Source organism: Edwardsiella hoshinae NBRC 105699 = ATCC 33379, assembly GCF_000474215.1.
Taxonomy (GTDB): Bacteria; Pseudomonadota; Gammaproteobacteria; order Enterobacterales; family Enterobacteriaceae; genus Edwardsiella; species Edwardsiella hoshinae.
Genome location: NZ_BAUC01000021.1, coordinates 105,835 through 120,483 on the forward strand (window position 1 = coordinate 105,835; position 14,649 = coordinate 120,483).

The 14,649-nt window shown below is 59.6% G+C and carries 16 protein-coding genes; all 16 read right to left on the reverse strand.

Annotation, left to right across the window (positions count from 1 at the left end):
• Positions 1-3 precede the first annotated feature (3 nt).
• Positions 4-624, reverse strand: coding sequence for a YfgM family protein (locus tag EHO01S_RS10120; RefSeq protein WP_024523847.1), 621 nt, complete (start codon positions 622-624; stop codon positions 4-6).
• 13 nt (positions 625-637) lie between these two features.
• Positions 638-1,912 (reverse strand): histidine--tRNA ligase, encoded by a 1,275-nt coding sequence (hisS, locus tag EHO01S_RS10125; RefSeq protein WP_024523848.1) that lies wholly within the window; start codon positions 1,910-1,912, stop codon positions 638-640.
• Between the two features lie 106 nt (positions 1,913-2,018).
• On the reverse strand, positions 2,019-3,143 hold the full coding sequence (gene ispG, locus EHO01S_RS10130; RefSeq protein ID WP_024523849.1) for a flavodoxin-dependent (E)-4-hydroxy-3-methylbut-2-enyl-diphosphate synthase: 1,125 nt from the start codon (positions 3,141-3,143) through the stop codon (positions 2,019-2,021).
• 25 nt (positions 3,144-3,168) lie between these two features.
• Positions 3,169-4,206 (reverse strand): cytoskeleton protein RodZ, encoded by a 1,038-nt coding sequence (gene rodZ / locus EHO01S_RS10135; protein ID WP_024523850.1) that lies wholly within the window; start codon positions 4,204-4,206, stop codon positions 3,169-3,171.
• A complete protein-coding gene (pilW, locus tag EHO01S_RS10140; RefSeq protein ID WP_024523851.1) occupies positions 4,196-4,945 on the reverse strand; it encodes a type IV pilus biogenesis/stability protein PilW in 750 nt (249 codons plus the stop codon). Before pilW ends, rodZ begins: the two co-directional genes overlap by 11 nt.
• Before the next feature lie 82 nt (positions 4,946-5,027).
• On the reverse strand, positions 5,028-6,200 hold the full coding sequence (gene rlmN / locus EHO01S_RS10145; protein ID WP_024523852.1) for a dual-specificity RNA methyltransferase RlmN: 1,173 nt from the start codon (positions 6,198-6,200) through the stop codon (positions 5,028-5,030).
• A gap of 250 nt (positions 6,201-6,450) precedes the next feature.
• Entirely contained in the window at positions 6,451-6,882 is a 432-nt protein-coding gene (gene ndk, locus EHO01S_RS10150; RefSeq protein WP_024523853.1) for a nucleoside-diphosphate kinase, read from the reverse strand.
• 302 nt (positions 6,883-7,184) lie between these two features.
• Positions 7,185-8,060, reverse strand: coding sequence for an enhanced serine sensitivity protein SseB C-terminal domain-containing protein (locus EHO01S_RS10155; protein ID WP_332270325.1), 876 nt, complete (start codon positions 8,058-8,060; stop codon positions 7,185-7,187).
• Positions 8,061-8,129: 69 nt separating this feature from the next.
• Positions 8,130-9,431, reverse strand: coding sequence for an aminopeptidase PepB (gene pepB, locus EHO01S_RS10160; protein ID WP_024523855.1), 1,302 nt, complete (start codon positions 9,429-9,431; stop codon positions 8,130-8,132).
• Between the two features lie 141 nt (positions 9,432-9,572).
• Positions 9,573-9,773, reverse strand: coding sequence for a Fe-S cluster assembly protein IscX (gene iscX, locus EHO01S_RS10165; protein ID WP_024523856.1), 201 nt, complete (start codon positions 9,771-9,773; stop codon positions 9,573-9,575).
• Between the two features lies 1 nt (position 9,774).
• The gene (fdx, locus tag EHO01S_RS10170; RefSeq protein ID WP_024523857.1) at positions 9,775-10,110 is read right to left on the reverse strand and encodes an ISC system 2Fe-2S type ferredoxin; all 336 of its coding nucleotides are present in this window, start codon (positions 10,108-10,110) and stop codon (positions 9,775-9,777) included.
• A gap of 2 nt (positions 10,111-10,112) precedes the next feature.
• Positions 10,113-11,963: a Fe-S protein assembly chaperone HscA gene (gene hscA, locus EHO01S_RS10175; RefSeq protein ID WP_024523858.1), complete on the reverse strand. Its 1,851-nt coding sequence runs from the start codon at positions 11,961-11,963 to the stop codon at positions 10,113-10,115.
• A 30-nt stretch (positions 11,964-11,993) separates the two neighbouring features.
• Positions 11,994-12,512, reverse strand: a complete 519-nt coding sequence (hscB, locus tag EHO01S_RS10180) for a co-chaperone HscB (protein ID WP_024523859.1) — start codon at positions 12,510-12,512, stop codon at positions 11,994-11,996.
• Positions 12,513-12,579: 67 nt separating this feature from the next.
• The gene (gene iscA / locus EHO01S_RS10185; protein ID WP_005289574.1) at positions 12,580-12,903 is read right to left on the reverse strand and encodes an iron-sulfur cluster assembly protein IscA; all 324 of its coding nucleotides are present in this window, start codon (positions 12,901-12,903) and stop codon (positions 12,580-12,582) included.
• 66 nt (positions 12,904-12,969) lie between these two features.
• The gene (gene iscU, locus EHO01S_RS10190) at positions 12,970-13,356 is read right to left on the reverse strand and encodes a Fe-S cluster assembly scaffold IscU (protein ID WP_024523860.1); all 387 of its coding nucleotides are present in this window, start codon (positions 13,354-13,356) and stop codon (positions 12,970-12,972) included.
• 30 nt (positions 13,357-13,386) lie between these two features.
• Positions 13,387-14,601: an IscS subfamily cysteine desulfurase gene (locus tag EHO01S_RS10195; protein WP_024523861.1), complete on the reverse strand. Its 1,215-nt coding sequence runs from the start codon at positions 14,599-14,601 to the stop codon at positions 13,387-13,389.
• Positions 14,602-14,649 lie beyond the last annotated feature (48 nt).

Genomic DNA, 14,649 nt, shown 5'->3' on the forward strand with positions numbered 1-14,649 from the left:
CCCTTAGCTGGATAAATTATTCAGTTTCATCCGCAGTAGCGCCTGCAATGACTGAGAGGCCCCCTCTGCCAGCCCTTTGCTGTAGGCCTCACGCGCACCCTTGGCGTCGCCCTTCTTCAGCAACACATCGCCGCGTACATCCTGTGCCAACGCCTGCCATCCTTTAGCGGTAACGCCATCCAAGGTCTTCAGCGCGGCATCCAGTTGGTTATCCTGTAGTTGTACCCGAGCCAGGCGCAGATCGCTCAACGCTTTCAGGTTTTCATCCTGCGCCTGCCCTGCCGCCCAGGCTAACTGGCTCTGCGCCTTGCCAAACTCGGCCTTATCGACTTCGTATTGTGCCAACTGGAGCGCCGCCAGGACGCCATAGTTATTGGCGTTCTCTTTGATGAAGGCCTCGCTCAGGGCGATCCCATCCTGCTTGCCGCCGTTCAACGCCTCGCTGGCCTGCTGGTAAGATTGAGAAGCCTGCGCCATACCGGCTTGTTGATGGTTAACCCAATAACGCCAGCCAAACAGTGCGCCGACGCCGATCACCACCCCGACCACCAGCGTTTTACCATACTCTCGGAAGAAATGGCGGATGGCATCAACCTGTTCGTTCTCTGTGCTATAGACTTCCACTGTTTCTTACTCCTTAGCCCAACATGGTCGCCAGCAATTGTGCGGCCTGATCCTGCGCCACGCTTTGCTGCTCGCCGCTCGCCAGGCACTTCACATTCACCTGACCGCTCTGCACTTCGCTTTCGCCCAGCACGAGGGCAATGCGAGCCCCCCACTTGTCGGCTCGCGCGAACTGCTTCTTAAAGTTACCGCCGCCGTAATTGGTCATCAGACGCAGTTGCGGCAAAGCATCGCGCAACTGCTCGGCCAGACGCATCGCCGCACTCTGCGTCCCCTCGCCGACGGCGATCAGGTAGGCATCCACCGTACGCTGCGGCAGGAAATCCGGATTCACCGCCTGAACCAACAGCACTAAGCGCTCCAGTCCCATGGCGAAACCGACCGCCGGTGTCGCATGGCCGCCCAGTTGTGCCACCAGGCCGTCGTAACGGCCACCAGCACAGACGGTACCCTGCGCTCCCAGGCTATTGGTCACCCACTCAAACACGGTACGGTTATAGTAGTCCAAACCACGCACCAGCCGCTCATTCACCGTGTAGGCGATGCCCGCGTCATCCAGCAGGCGGCACAGTCCGGCAAAGTGGCTACGAGACTCCTCGTCCAGATAATCCGACAACCGCGGCGCATCGTTCAGCAACGCCTGCACCTCCGGATTTTTGGAGTCCAGCACGCGCAACGGGTTGCTGTACATGCGGCGCTTGCAGTCTTCGTCCAGTTGCTCTTTATACTGCTCCAGGTAAGCCACCAGGGCGTCGCGGTAGTTAGCGCGCGCCTCCAGCGAGCCGATGGAGTTCAGCTCCAACGCTACGTGATCGGCGATACCCAGCACTTTCCACCAACGGGCGGTCATCATGATGATTTCAGCATCGATATCCGGACCGGCGAGGCCAAACACCTCTGCCCCCAACTGATGGAACTGGCGATAACGCCCCTTCTGCGGGCGTTCGTGACGGAACATCGGCCCGATGTACCACAGACGCTGCTCCTGATTGTACAGCAGACCATGCTCGATCCCGGCGCGTACGCAGCCGGCGGTACCTTCCGGACGCAGCGTCAGGCTATCGCCATTGCGGTCTTCGAAGGTATACATTTCTTTCTCAACCACATCGGTCACTTCGCCGATGGCGCGTTTGAATAACGGGGTCTGCTCTACAATCGGCAAACGGATCTCGCTGTAGCCGTAGCTGGCCAGCACCTGCTTGAGCGCCGCCTCGATCGGCTGCCACAGCGCCGTGTCTGCCGGCAGATAGTCGTTCATGCCACGAATGGCCTGGATATTCTTAGCCACGTCAACTCTCTATGTAATTTGCAAAAACTGGCCCGATTATAGAGGCAACGCTAGTTCCTCTTCAACGCGGGCAGACTGCGGCACCGCCGACGCGGCGCCGCGTATGTCACTGAGCGTCCAATTGGGTGATGCCGATACGCATCTTTTCATCCAACTGCGCCGCCTTGGCGCGGATCTTCGCCTCCAACTGATCGATGATGTCGGCGTTATCGAAGCGCGTTTTCTGCCGCACGCCATCCTCATAAAATCCGCTCTTGTTATGGCCGCCGGTGACGCCCAGCGTCGAGACCAATGCCTCGCCTGGCCCGTTGACCACGCAACCGATGATCGAAACATCCATCGGCGTGACGATATCTTCCAAGCGCTGCTCCAGTGCATTCACCGTACCGATCACGTCAAACTCCTGGCGCGAACAAGTCGGGCAGGCGATGAAGTTGATACCACGAGAACGGATACGCAACGACTTGAGAATGTCGAACCCGACCTTGACCTCTTCCACCGGATCGGCGGCCAGCGACACACGCAGGGTATCGCCGATCCCCTCCGCCAACAGCATGCCCAGCCCGATCGCCGACTTGACGGCGCCGCTCCGAGCGCCGCCCGCCTCGGTGATCCCCAGGTGCAATGGCTGGTCGATACGCTCCGCCAACAGGCGATACGCCCCGACCGCCAAGAAGACGTCAGAAGCTTTCACGCTCACCTTAAACTGATCGAAGTTAAGCCGATCCAGAATATCGACGTGGCGCATCGCCGACTCCAACAGTGCCTGCGGTGTCGGTTCGCCATACTTTTCCTGGATATCCTTCTCCAGCGAACCGGCGTTCACACCGATACGAATCGGAATACCGCGCTCGCGTGCACAATCGACCACCGCGCGAATACGGCTCTCGTTACCGATATTACCGGGATTGATACGCAGGCAATCCACGCCGTACTCCGCTACTTTCAAGGCGATGCGATAGTCGAAGTGGATATCGGCCACCAGCGGCACCTGGGCCTGTTGCTTGATCTGCCTAAAGGCCTCGGCCGCCTCCATGGTCGGTACCGAGACCCGCACGATATCGACCCCAACGCGCTCCAAGGCGCGGATCTGGGCCACCGTCGCCGCCACATCGGTGGTGCGGGTGTTGGTCATAGACTGAACGGCGATGGGGGCGCCGTCACCGATCGGCACATTGCCGACATTGATACGCGTCGATTTACGGCGCTTAATGGGGGATGCGTTATGCATGACTTCTCTCCGCCCTTGCCGTAACTCAGTTAGCCGCCGCTGGCTGTGCGTCTAACGTCAAACGGGCAACCTGGCTTGACTTGATAAAACGACTCAGATCGACCGGCTTACCCAGATACTGGATCTGCACCGCCGCTGGCGCGCCGATCTTCAGACGGTAAGGCGCCTTACCGGAAAGCTCGAGCTTCGCCCCGGCCGGCTGTAAGCCGCTAAACAAGACCTTACCGCTCGCATCACGCACCTCCAGCCAACACTTGTCGCTAAAGTGCATCACCAGAGGTTGACCGCTCGCCGCCTCGCTCCCGGTCGCCACGCTGGCCGCTGCCGTCGGCAACGCCGCTGTAGACAACGGGGCGATATCCGCCTGGCTCGGCGCCACCACGGCGCCCGGAGTGGCTGGCGTGGAGGCAGCCGGCGCGTTAGCGCTGTTGACCGCCGGAGCGGGGGACTCGCTCGGTGCCGCCGTTGCGGCCGGAGTATGACTGACCGACGCGCTGCTAGCCGCGGGCTGAGAGGCCGGGGTGTTGCGGGCGTCGGCATCGTCTGCCGCCGCGCCGCCTGAAGCGGACAACTCAACGGGCTGTGCCTGTTGCTGCTTCGCCAGCTGTGCCGAGGACTCATCGGCCATCTCGGCGATATCCTGCTGCTGGGCCTTATGATTCTGCCACCACCACGAACCGGTGATGCCGATCACGACAAAGATCACCAGCCAGGTGAACGTCATCAACCAACCTTCGCGTTTCTTCCGCCGCTTGCCCAGCGAAAAGCTTTGCATCGGCGCCATTTTTACCGCCCGAACCGGCGCCTGTTTGGCCAACAACGGGGCGATCTCCTGCTCAGGGATCTGTACCAGCTTGGCATAGGCGCGGATATAGCCACGGACGAAGGTCGACACCAAGCCATCGGGGGCCTTGTCTTCTTCAATGTCTCGTATCGTCGAGAGCTTCAGGCACAGGCGCTCTGCCACCTGCTGCTGAGTAAGCCCTAAACGCTCACGGCCCTGGCGCAGACGCTCGCCAGTGCTCATCGGTGCTGCTTGATCTTGGGAGGCTTCAGTATTCATTCGCTAGGAACTGCTGGTACTGTTGGGATTGTGGAAAATTTCGCGCCAGTTGTTTGCCATAACGTTCTAGGTTCGTCTGGCGCCCATCTAACGCAGCGAAACGGATTTGTAACCATAAACTATCGGCGCTGACCGGTAAAATATGATTGTAAACATCCAACATCAGTCGTGCTTCCGTGCGCTTACCCTGTTGTAACGCTTGCGAGGCGTCGGCCAGCAAGCGCACACCTTGCTGCGGATCCGCCTTCAACGCACGGATGAAAAGTCTACGCGCCTCATCGGGATGGGCGGCATGCAAGAAGCAGCTTCCTGCACTGAAAAATGCATCGGCAACCCATCCCTCATCGGGGAGCTGCGCCGCCGCGTTAAACTGTTGTTGCGCCGCTACATACTGCCCTAAAGTGCAGAGAAACGCACCGTAATTATTCATTACCGTGGCGCTGCGCGGCGCCGCCGCCAATGCTTGGCGATACCCTTGCGCGGCAGCGTGCAGCTGGCCACGCTGTTGCTGGTACATCGCCGTCAGCAGCAGCGTACGGTAGTCGCCCGTGGCAGAAACCGAGAGTTGCGCGAGTGCCTGCTGTGCCTGCGGCAAATCGCCACGCGCCAACGCGGCGAAGGTCTGCTGCGGGAGCGGCAAGGAAGCCTCGCTCTGCGGCGGTGCCTCGCTTGACTTTTCAGCACACCCGACCAGCAACGCGGCCAACATCCAGCTCATCACAGCCCTTGTCGTTCTCATCCCTTGCTCCCGCTCTCTGCCATGCGAACGAGCCTCGATGCACGGTGCGCGTCCCGCCATGCGGACGCCCATCCCTGTTACATCAGACTTCTCGCACGTTGATAGGTTCCCCCGCCACCCGCTTCTTCAGGGTCCGTTTGGTTCGGTCGATAACTTCACCGGCCAACTGACCGCAGGCGGCGTCAATGTCGTCACCACGCGTCTTGCGTACGATGACGGTAAAGCCATACTCCATCAACACCTTGGAAAAACGATCAATACGGCTGTTGGAGCTGCGGCCGAAGGGCGCGCCCGGGAAGGGGTTCCAAGGGATCAAGTTGATCTTACATGGGGTATCCTTCAAGCATTCCGCCAACTGGTGCGCATGCTCCGTGCCATCGTTGACATGATCCAGCATCACGTACTCCACCGTTACCCGCCCCTGGTTAGCGTTGGATTTATCCAGGTAACGACGCACCGCCGCCAGAAAGGTTTCGATGTTGTACTTACGGTTGATCGGCACGATCTCATCGCGGATCGCATCATTCGGTGCGTGCAGCGAGATAGCCAACGCCACGTCGATCAGATCGCCCAACTTGTCCAGTGCCGGCACCACCCCAGAGGTAGACAGGGTTACGCGCCGTTTGGAGAGACCGAAACCGAAATCATCCAGCATGATCTCCATCGCCGGGATCACATTGGTCATGTTGAGCAACGGCTCACCCATGCCCATCATCACCACGTTGGTGATCGGACGATTACCGGTGACCTTCTGTGCCCCGATGATCTTGGCCGCCCGCCATACTTGACCGATGATCTCCGAAACCCGCAGGTTACGGTTAAAACCCTGCTGGGCCGTCGAACAGAATTTGCACTCCAGCGCGCAGCCCACCTGGGACGAGACGCACAGGGTGGCCCGATCGTCTTCCGGAATATAGACCGTCTCGACCCGCTGGTCGCCGACCTGGAGGGCCCACTTGATGGTGCCGTCGGAGGAGCGCTGCTCCACCGCCACTTCCGGTGCCCGGATCTCCGCGACCTGCTTCAGCTTGGCGCGCAGCACCTTGTTGATGTCAGTCATCGCGTCGAAGTCGTCGCAGCAATAATGATAGATCCACTTCATGATCTGATCGGCGCGGAACGGTTTTTCGCCCATCGCGACGAAGAATTCACGCATCTGCTTACGGTTCAGATCAAGCAGGTTGATTTTTTCCGCCGGCTGGGCGACACAAGAGGCCCCCTCGGCAGAGGGCGGGGTAAGATGAATATCAGACAAGGGAGACTCGACGGCAGTGGCACCGGGCGCGTTGCCCGTATGCGATGAAGGATTCTTGGACATAAAAATAGCTAGGCCTCGTTGTTACACTTTGCGGCTCATTGCCAGCACGCCGCCTGCGGCGCGCTGGAAAAACTGGCATACAATAACGCCCCGGAAGAGACACGGGGCGCTATATTGTACTCACTCTCGCCGGACGATGCCATGACGATCATGCATGCCGGACGGATTTCACTGCCTGACGACAGCCTCAGCGCGTACGCGGGCAGAGCTCATCGGCGCTGAAGAAGTAGGCAATCTCCCGCTCGGCGGAGGCCGGCGAGTCAGAACCATGCACTGCATTCTCCGTCAGGCTATCGGCATAATCCGCACGCAGTGTGCCTGCCAAGGCATTTTCCGGATTCGTCGCCCCCATGATCTCGCGGTTACGACGGACCGCCTCCTCCCCTTCCAGTACCTGTACCATGATCGGCCCCGAGGTCATAAAGTTGACCAGGCCAGTGAAGAAGGGACGCTCGCGATGCTCGGCATAGAAACCTTCCGCCTGTTCGCGCGTCAGGTGCACCATCTTGGCGGCGACGATTTTCAGCCCCGCCGCCTCAAAGCGTGCGTAGATGGCGCCGATCACATTCTTGGCGACCGCGTTCGGTTTTACGATGGAAAAGGTACGTTCTAAGGTCATGTCTACCCCTGTCAGACTGCTTGAATCAAAATCCGCACGGGATTCTACGGCGCCACAGCGCCGGAAGAAAGCCGACCGGCCATGCTAACGCCATGAGCAGACGGAAGATTTTAATTACGGCCCCCTCCAGCGATGGCGCAATGCCGACCCGATATCCCCCTGAGGATATCCTGGCCAAGCGCGTCGATTATACGGGGAGCGCCGGGGCGTTGCCTACGGTGCCCGGCGTTAATTTGTTAAAAATATATGAATTTTTTGATGCCTACCACAGCTGTCCTCGCGCTGTGGTAGGCCTGTTGCGCTTAGCGACCTGGCGCACTAGGAATGGCGTTGCGTAACCAACCGCCCCAACGCCGCTGGTAGATGGGAGTGATATGAGTGCGCAGGTAGTCGGCCAACGGATCGGCTTGCGTGCGGCGAATGCAGCACACATCCACCCATGCATCCTGCTCCAGTAACCCACTGAGCAGAGTCCCCGCCTCATGGATCAACAATTGATGGGCCGCCTCATCGTCGCCCTCCAGCTCCAGCGCCAACAGCAACACCGGCTGCGTGTCGCACTGCGGATCCTGAAAACGCACCAACCAGGCGCTACGCACCAACCCGCGTTGGCCGCACAGCGTCGTGATCCCTTCCTGCAATGCGCCTGGTAGATGTTCCAGTGGCCCAATGCGTATCGACTGACCGCCCTCAATCGCCAGACACTGTGACGGCACCATGCCACCACGCTCCAGCAATAGGGCGATCTCTTGCGGATAAAAAGCCTTGCCCTGTGCACACTTGGGATTCAGGAATAGCCGCTCGCCACGAGTAAGGCTGAATAGTTCGCGAGCCGGCAAGGCCGTCACCGCTCCTGGCTCCTCACTGCCTAACACTTGTTGTAAGCGCTGCGGCGTCGAGAAGAAAGGGATGACGCTCGTACCGTCGCTCATCTCCCAGTGCTCAATCGCGACCCCATCGTCTTGCTCGGCCTTCGATGCCGGCGCGCGCAGCGGCAGATAGACCGTCGCGGCCAGCAATTCGCGATAGAACAACGCCAAGTAGGCCGGATCGCGACTCGCCTGCGCGAGGCTTGCCTCAAGCCGTTCCCCCGGCGTCACGTGATGGTGATCATGCTGATGATCGTGCGGCTGTTCGCCAGACTGCGGATGATTATCGCTTGCGCACACCGTGCTCACTCCTGTTCTCCGGTTCCATCTTCTCTCAGACTCACGACCCCGCCCGATGGCGGGGCAGCGAGTATCTCGTTAGCCACACGCAGCCTGGTTGAGCAACAGACGAGCTAGCGTACGCACGCCGATACCCGTCGCACCGGCCGCCCACTGCTCGACCGGCGCCTTGCGGTAGGAGGCACTACAATCGATGTGCAGCCAGCCGTGGCGATAATCGCTGACGAAGTGCGACAGGAAGGCCGCCGCCGTACTGGCACCTGCGGAATGCGCCGCGCCGGCCACATTACTGAGATCGGCGAACGGAGACGGCAACTGGTTGCGGTGAAACTCTGCCAACGGCAGACGCCAGAAGGGCTCGTCTTCCTGGGCTGCACTCGCCTGCAAGGCCGCCACAAGGGCGTCGTCGAAGGAGAACAGGGCGTGGTAATCGCCGCCGAGAGCCGTCTTGGCCGCCCCGGTCAGCGTCGCGCAGTCGATGATCAGGCGTGGGTTCTGCCGTGAAGCATCGATCAAACCGTCGGCCAACACCAGACGCCCTTCGGCATCGGTGTTCATGATTTCGACTCGCTTACCGTTACGGTAGTGGATAATGTCACCCAGTTTAAACGCATTGCCGCTCACCAGGTTGTCGGCACAGCACAGGTAGAGTTTGACCCGCGCCTGTAACCCCTGGGCGATGGCCAGCGCCAACGCACCGGTTAGCAGTGCCGCGCCCCCCATGTCGGACTTCATCGAATCCATATAGGCGCTCTGCTTCAGGCTATAGCCACCGGAGTCGAAGGTGATACCTTTACCGACCAGGCAGGCCAGCACCGGTGCCGCCGGATCACCGCTCGGGTTATAATCCAGCTCTAACAGGGCCGGAGAGCGGGACGAACCTCGCCCGACGCTATGCAGCCCCATATAACCCTGCTCACGCAGATCCTCCCCCTTGGTGATGCGGTAGTGAATGCTGTCGCAGGCCTGGGCGCACAGCAGATCGACCGCACGTTGCGCCAGTTGGGACGGCCCCAAAGCCTCTGCCGGGGTATTGATGATCTCGCGCACCCAGTCGACAGTCGCCAGACGGCGATCCAGCTCAGCGCGTTCGGCCGCACTCAACGCGGGCCATTCGATCTGTTGTCCGCCTTTCGGGTTACGGTACCCCTGCCAGAACGCCCAACAGGCGCTCAGGCTCCAGTCATCTCCCAACAAGGCGACCTGCTTCACCCCTTGCCCATCGAGGCGGCGCGCCGCGCGCTGGATCAGCCCGCTATCGAGGTTTTCTCCGGCATGGAGGGTCATTCCCTGGGCGTCGGCGCTCAATAGGGCATCGTTGCCCCAACGAGCATCGGCGGCCTGACGCGATAAACGGATCGGCATCAATTCATTCGTCATGCTAATTCTCCCGCTTGCTTACGCGGCCCGCACCAGCCCTGGCTGGCACAGAGCCAATAGTAAAAAGCCACCCCTACGGGTGGCTTGCCCGGGCCAGGGCACTACGCCCACTCGCCCAACCCAACAACGGGGCAGCCCTGCTCACTCTGCTTCATCTAACCAAACCAGCAGGATCGCTTCCAGAATTTTTTCATTGGATGCGGCAGGATCGTCGTCGAACTCGTCAAGATCACAAATCCAACGATGCATATCGGTAAAACGCACGCTCTGTGGCGAGACGTCCGGGTGAGCGTCATACAGCGCCTCGCCGATGGCGCGGCTATCGTGCCATTTCAGTCCCACTTCAGTGCTCCCGCGCATGGTTGACGGTATAACGCGGGATCTCGACCACCAAATCCTCCCCTGCGACCCGAGCCTGGCAGCTCAAACGACTTTCCGGCTCCAAGCCCCAGGCCTTATCCAGCATGTCATCCTCGAGCTCACTGCTCTCCGCCAAGGAGTCGAACCCCTCACGCACGATGCAGTGACAGGTGGTACACGCACAGGATTTCTCACAAGCGTGTTCGATTTCAATCCCGTTACGCAGTGCGGCATCGAGGATTGTCTCGCCTTCCTGGGCCTCGATCACCGCGCCCTCGGGGCAGTGTTCCTGATTGGGCAGAAATACGATTTTTGGCATGTTTAAACCTCATCCACAGAGTGACCGGCCAGTGCACGACGGATGGAAGCATCCATGCGTCGCGCGGCAAATTCTTGAGTTTGTGCATCCAGCGCCTTGATCGCTGCTTCGATCGCCGCCGTATTATCGCCGGCGGCGGCGGTTTGCAGCGCATCCTCAACCTGGCGGATTGCCGCCAGTTCCTCTGCGCTCAACAGGGCACTGTCCTGTTGTAACGCGCCTCGCAGGCTTTCCAGCACACGCGCGGCCTCGACTTTTTGCTCCGCCAACATGCGGGCGCTGAGATCGTCTTCGGCGTTCGCCATCGACGATTGGATCATGCCGACAATCGCCTCTTCGCTCAGCCCATAGGAGGGCTTCACCTGGATGGCCGCCTGCACCCCAGTGGATTTTTCCATCGCGGTGACGCTGAGCAGGCCATCGGCATCGACCTGGAAGGTGACGCGAATATGCGCGCCGCCCGCCGGCAACGGCGGAATACCGCGCAGGGTGAAGCGCGCTAGGGAGCGATTGTCTTGCACCAGCTCACGCTCGCCCTGCACCACATGGATCATCATCGCCGTCTGGCCATCCTTGAAGGTAGTAAACTCCTGCGCTCGGGCCACTGGAATGGTGGTATTACGCGGGATGACCTTTTCGACCAGGCCGCCCATAGTCTCTAACCCCAGAGACAGCGGGATCACATCCAGCAGCAGCATCTCGGCGTCCGGTTTGTTGCCGACCAGAATGTCGGCCTGGATCGCCGCGCCGATCGCCACTACACGATCGGGATCAATTGCGGTCAGTGGCGGACGACCGAAGAAGTCTCCGACCAGAGTGCGTACCAACGGAACGCGTGTCGAGCCACCGACCATCACCACCTCAAGCACCTCATCGACACCGACGGCGGCATCTTTTAGCGCTCGACGGCAGGCCAACAGGGTACGTTTCACCAACGGAGCGATCAGCGCGTCAAACTGCTGGCGAGTCACCTGCCCCCGCCACTGGTCGACACGCACCTCAACCTGCTCCTGACTGCTGAGCGCGATCTTGGCCTCCACCGCGGCGTCCAAGAAGCGGCGTGCCAATCCGGCATCGCTGCGATCATGTAGCCCAGACTGCTCACGCAGCCAATCGGCTAACAGATGGTCGAAATCATCGCCGCCCAACGCGGAGTCTCCCCCGGTGGCCAACACCTCGAAGACCCCGCGACTCAGACGCAGGATGGAGATGTCAAAAGTACCGCCGCCGAGATCGTAGACCGCAATCACCCCTTCCTGCCCCGAATCCAAACCATAGGCGATGGCGGCGGCTGTCGGCTCGTTGAGCAGACGCAATACATGCAGCCCAGCCAAGCGCGCGGCGTCTTTGGTCCCCTGACGCTGCGCATCGTCAAAATAGGCCGGGACGGTGATCACCACCCCATCTAGCTCGCCGCCCAATGATGCCTGTGCCCGCGCGGAGAGTGCGGCAAGGATATCGGCAGACACTTGGATCGGGTTGACATTGCCCGCGGCGGTGATCAGTTGTGGCAGGCCATTCTCACTGGCCGTCATTTGGTAGGGCAAGTGGGGATAGCGCGCCTGTATGTCGGCCAGTGAGCGCCCCATCATGCGTTTGATCGAGCTGACGGTGTTGAGCGGGTCCGTGGCGGCCTGCGCACGCGCCTGCGTGCCAACGACTCGCCCTTCCGCCTGGTAGCGCACCACCGAAGGCAACAGGTGGCGTCCCTGCTCATCGGCCAGCGTTTCGGCCTGGCCGCTACGCACGGTCGCCACCAGAGAGTTCGTGGTGCCCAGATCGATACCCGCCGCCAGTCGACGCTGATGCGGTGCGGCGCTTAGCCCCGGCTCACTGATTTGTAATAACGCCATGTTCGCTTCCGTTAATCCGTCAAAATAGGGTTACATCCCCAGCAGCCGTTCTTCTAGCTGTTCAACCTGCTGGTGAAGTTTGTCGAGAAAGCGCAGCTTGCGTACGCTGTCGGCTGCCGATGACCATTCTTGACGATCCAATTCACCGACCAGCTGCGCGCTGCGCGTCTGCACCATTTTAGCGATCCTGGCAGCAAAGTTCATTAATGCCGCGTCGGCGTCGGCCTGCTGCGCTAACGTCTCCAGCTCTTCACGTAGCGCCATCTGCTCCATCAAAAAGGCCGTATCGTGCATCGTCTGCTGTTCATTCTTGATGTCGATGCCATGCAACGAGAGCAGATATTCGGCGCGCTTGAGAGGATGCTTCAGGGTCTGGTAGCCGTCATTGATGGTCGCGGCCTGTTGGATGGCGAGGAGACGCTCGCGCTCCGGCGCGGCGGCGAAACGATCGGGATGAAACTGGCGCTGCAACGCCTGAAAACGCGCAGCGAGCAGATTGCCGTCGACCTCATAACGTGTCGGCAACCCAAAAAGCGTGAAATAGTCCATGCCGTACTCTGATGCTGATAACGGAAATGCGGCGCCGTAGGGCGCCGACGGATGACGATGCGTGGAATTAGACGTTGAAGCTTTCGCCGCAACCACACTCGTTTTTGACGTTCGGGTTGTTGAACTTAAAGCCTTCGTTCAGCCCTTCTTTGACGAAGTCCAGCTCGGTGCCGTCCAGATAGACCAGGCTCTTACCGTCAACGATGACTTTCACCCCTTTATCTTCGAAAACCACATCGTCCTCATTCAGGACATCGACAAACTCCAGCACATACGCCATGCCCGAACAGCCCGAGGTTTTTACCCCCAGACGCAGGCCCAATCCTTTACCGCGATTGGTCAAAAATGTCTGTACGCGCTTTGCAGCGGAGTCGCTCATGGTAATCGACATACAACAACCTCAGTCAAAAATAGTCAGGGTGACGGCGGCCGAAAGGGCCGCCGCAGTCCGCGGTCATTACTCCGCGTTATGTTTGCTCTTATAATCGGCGATCGCCGCCTTAATGGCGTCTTCCGCCAGGATCGAACAGTGGATCTTCACCGGTGGCAACGCCAACTCTTCGGCGATATCGGTGTTCTTGATCTCCGCCGCCTGCGCTAGGGATTTCCCCTTAACCCATTCGGTCACCAGCGAGCTGGAGGCAATGGCAGATCCGCAACCATAGGTCTTGAAACGGGCGTCTTCAATGATACCCTCGTTGTTGACTTTAATCTGCAACTTCATCACATCGCCGCACGCCGGCGCGCCGACCATGCCGCTACCGACGGTCGGATCGCTATTATCAAAGGATCCGACGTTGCGCGGATTTTCGTAGTGGTCGATCACTTTATCGCTGTAAGCCATATCGATGCTCCTAAAATGGTGTCCTGAGGATTAATGGGCAGCCCATTCGATGGTGCTGAGATCCACGCCCTGCTTATGCATCTCCCACAGCGGAGAGAGGTCACGCAGACGGCCGATGGCGTTACGCACCAGATCGATGGCGTAGTCGACTTCTTCTTCCGTGGTAAAGCGCCCCAGAGAGAAGCGGATGGAGCTGTGCGCCAGCTCATCATTCAGGCCCAGTGCTCGCAGCACGTAGGATGGCTCCAGACTGGCGGAGGTACAGGCCGAACCGGAGGAGACGGCCAGATCCTTCAGCGCCATGATCAGAGATTCCCCTTCAACAAAGTTAAAGCTGACATTCAGGATATTCGGCGCCCCCTGCTCCAACGAGCCGTTCAGGTAAACCTCTTCGATATCCTTCAGCCCGTTCCACAGACGATCGCGCAGAGCGCGCAGACGCGGAACTTCCGTCGGCATCTCTTCCTTAGCGATGCGATAGGCTTCGCCCATCCCGACGATCTGGTGGACTGGCAGCGTACCGGAACGCATGCCGCGCTCGTGACCGCCGCCGTGCATCTGCGCCTCGATGCGCACACGCGGCTTACGGCGTACGTACAGCGCCCCGATGCCTTTCGGGCCATAAATCTTATGGCCCGAAAAGGACATCAGATCCACCTTCAGTTTGCTCAGATCAATCGGCAGTTTGCCCACACTTTGCGTGGCGTCGACATGGAAAATGATGCCACGCGCGCGGCACATCTCGCCGATGGTCTCAATATCCTGAATGATACCGATCTCGTTGTTGACATGCATGATGGAGACCAGGATGGTGTCATCGCGCATTGCCGCTTCCAGCTCTTGCAGATCGATCAGACCGTTGGATTGCGGCGCCATATAGGTCACCTCAAAGCCCTCACGCTCCAGCTGACGGCAGGTATCCAGCACAGCCTTATGCTCGGTCTTGCTGGTGATGATGTGCTTACCTTTCTTCTGATAGAAGTTAGCCGCCCCTTTGATCGCCAGGTTATCAGCCTCGGTCGCGCCAGAGGTAAACACGATCTCGCGCGGATCGGCCCCGACCAACTCGGCAATGTTGTTACGCGCCACATCTACCGCTTCTTCGGCCTGCCAGCCGAAGCGGTGAGAGCGGGAGGCCGGGTTACCGAAAGTACCATCGAGCGTTAGATACTGCATCATCTTCTCAGCCACGCGCGGATCAGCCGGCGTCGTGGCGGAGTAGTCCATATAAATCGGTAATTTCATTCTATTGCTCCGGACATCACTTCCAAAAATGATTTGTTTACGGGTGAT

Excerpts from the sequence above, each read along its gene's own strand:
- ispG (WP_024523849.1), bottom strand. The coding sequence starts at position 3,143 with ATGCATAACGCATCCCCCATTAAGCGCCGTAAATCGACGCGTATCAAT.
- rodZ (WP_024523850.1), bottom strand. The coding sequence starts at position 4,206 with ATGAATACTGAAGCCTCCCAAGATCAAGCAGCACCGATGAGCACTGGC.
- pilW (WP_024523851.1), bottom strand. The coding sequence starts at position 4,945 with ATGAGAACGACAAGGGCTGTGATGAGCTGGATGTTGGCCGCGTTGCTG.
- ndk (WP_024523853.1), bottom strand. The coding sequence starts at position 6,882 with ATGACCTTAGAACGTACCTTTTCCATCGTAAAACCGAACGCGGTCGCC.
- pepB (WP_024523855.1), bottom strand. The coding sequence starts at position 9,431 with ATGACGAATGAATTGATGCCGATCCGTTTATCGCGTCAGGCCGCCGAT.
- fdx (WP_024523857.1), bottom strand. The coding sequence starts at position 10,110 with ATGCCAAAAATCGTATTTCTGCCCAATCAGGAACACTGCCCCGAGGGC.
- hscA (WP_024523858.1), bottom strand. The coding sequence starts at position 11,963 with ATGGCGTTATTACAAATCAGTGAGCCGGGGCTAAGCGCCGCACCGCAT.
- hscB (WP_024523859.1), bottom strand. The coding sequence starts at position 12,512 with ATGGACTATTTCACGCTTTTTGGGTTGCCGACACGTTATGAGGTCGAC.
- iscA (WP_005289574.1), bottom strand. The coding sequence starts at position 12,903 with ATGTCGATTACCATGAGCGACTCCGCTGCAAAGCGCGTACAGACATTT.
- iscU (WP_024523860.1), bottom strand. The coding sequence starts at position 13,356 with ATGGCTTACAGCGATAAAGTGATCGACCACTACGAAAATCCGCGCAAC.
- EHO01S_RS10195 (WP_024523861.1), bottom strand. The coding sequence starts at position 14,601 with ATGAAATTACCGATTTATATGGACTACTCCGCCACGACGCCGGCTGAT.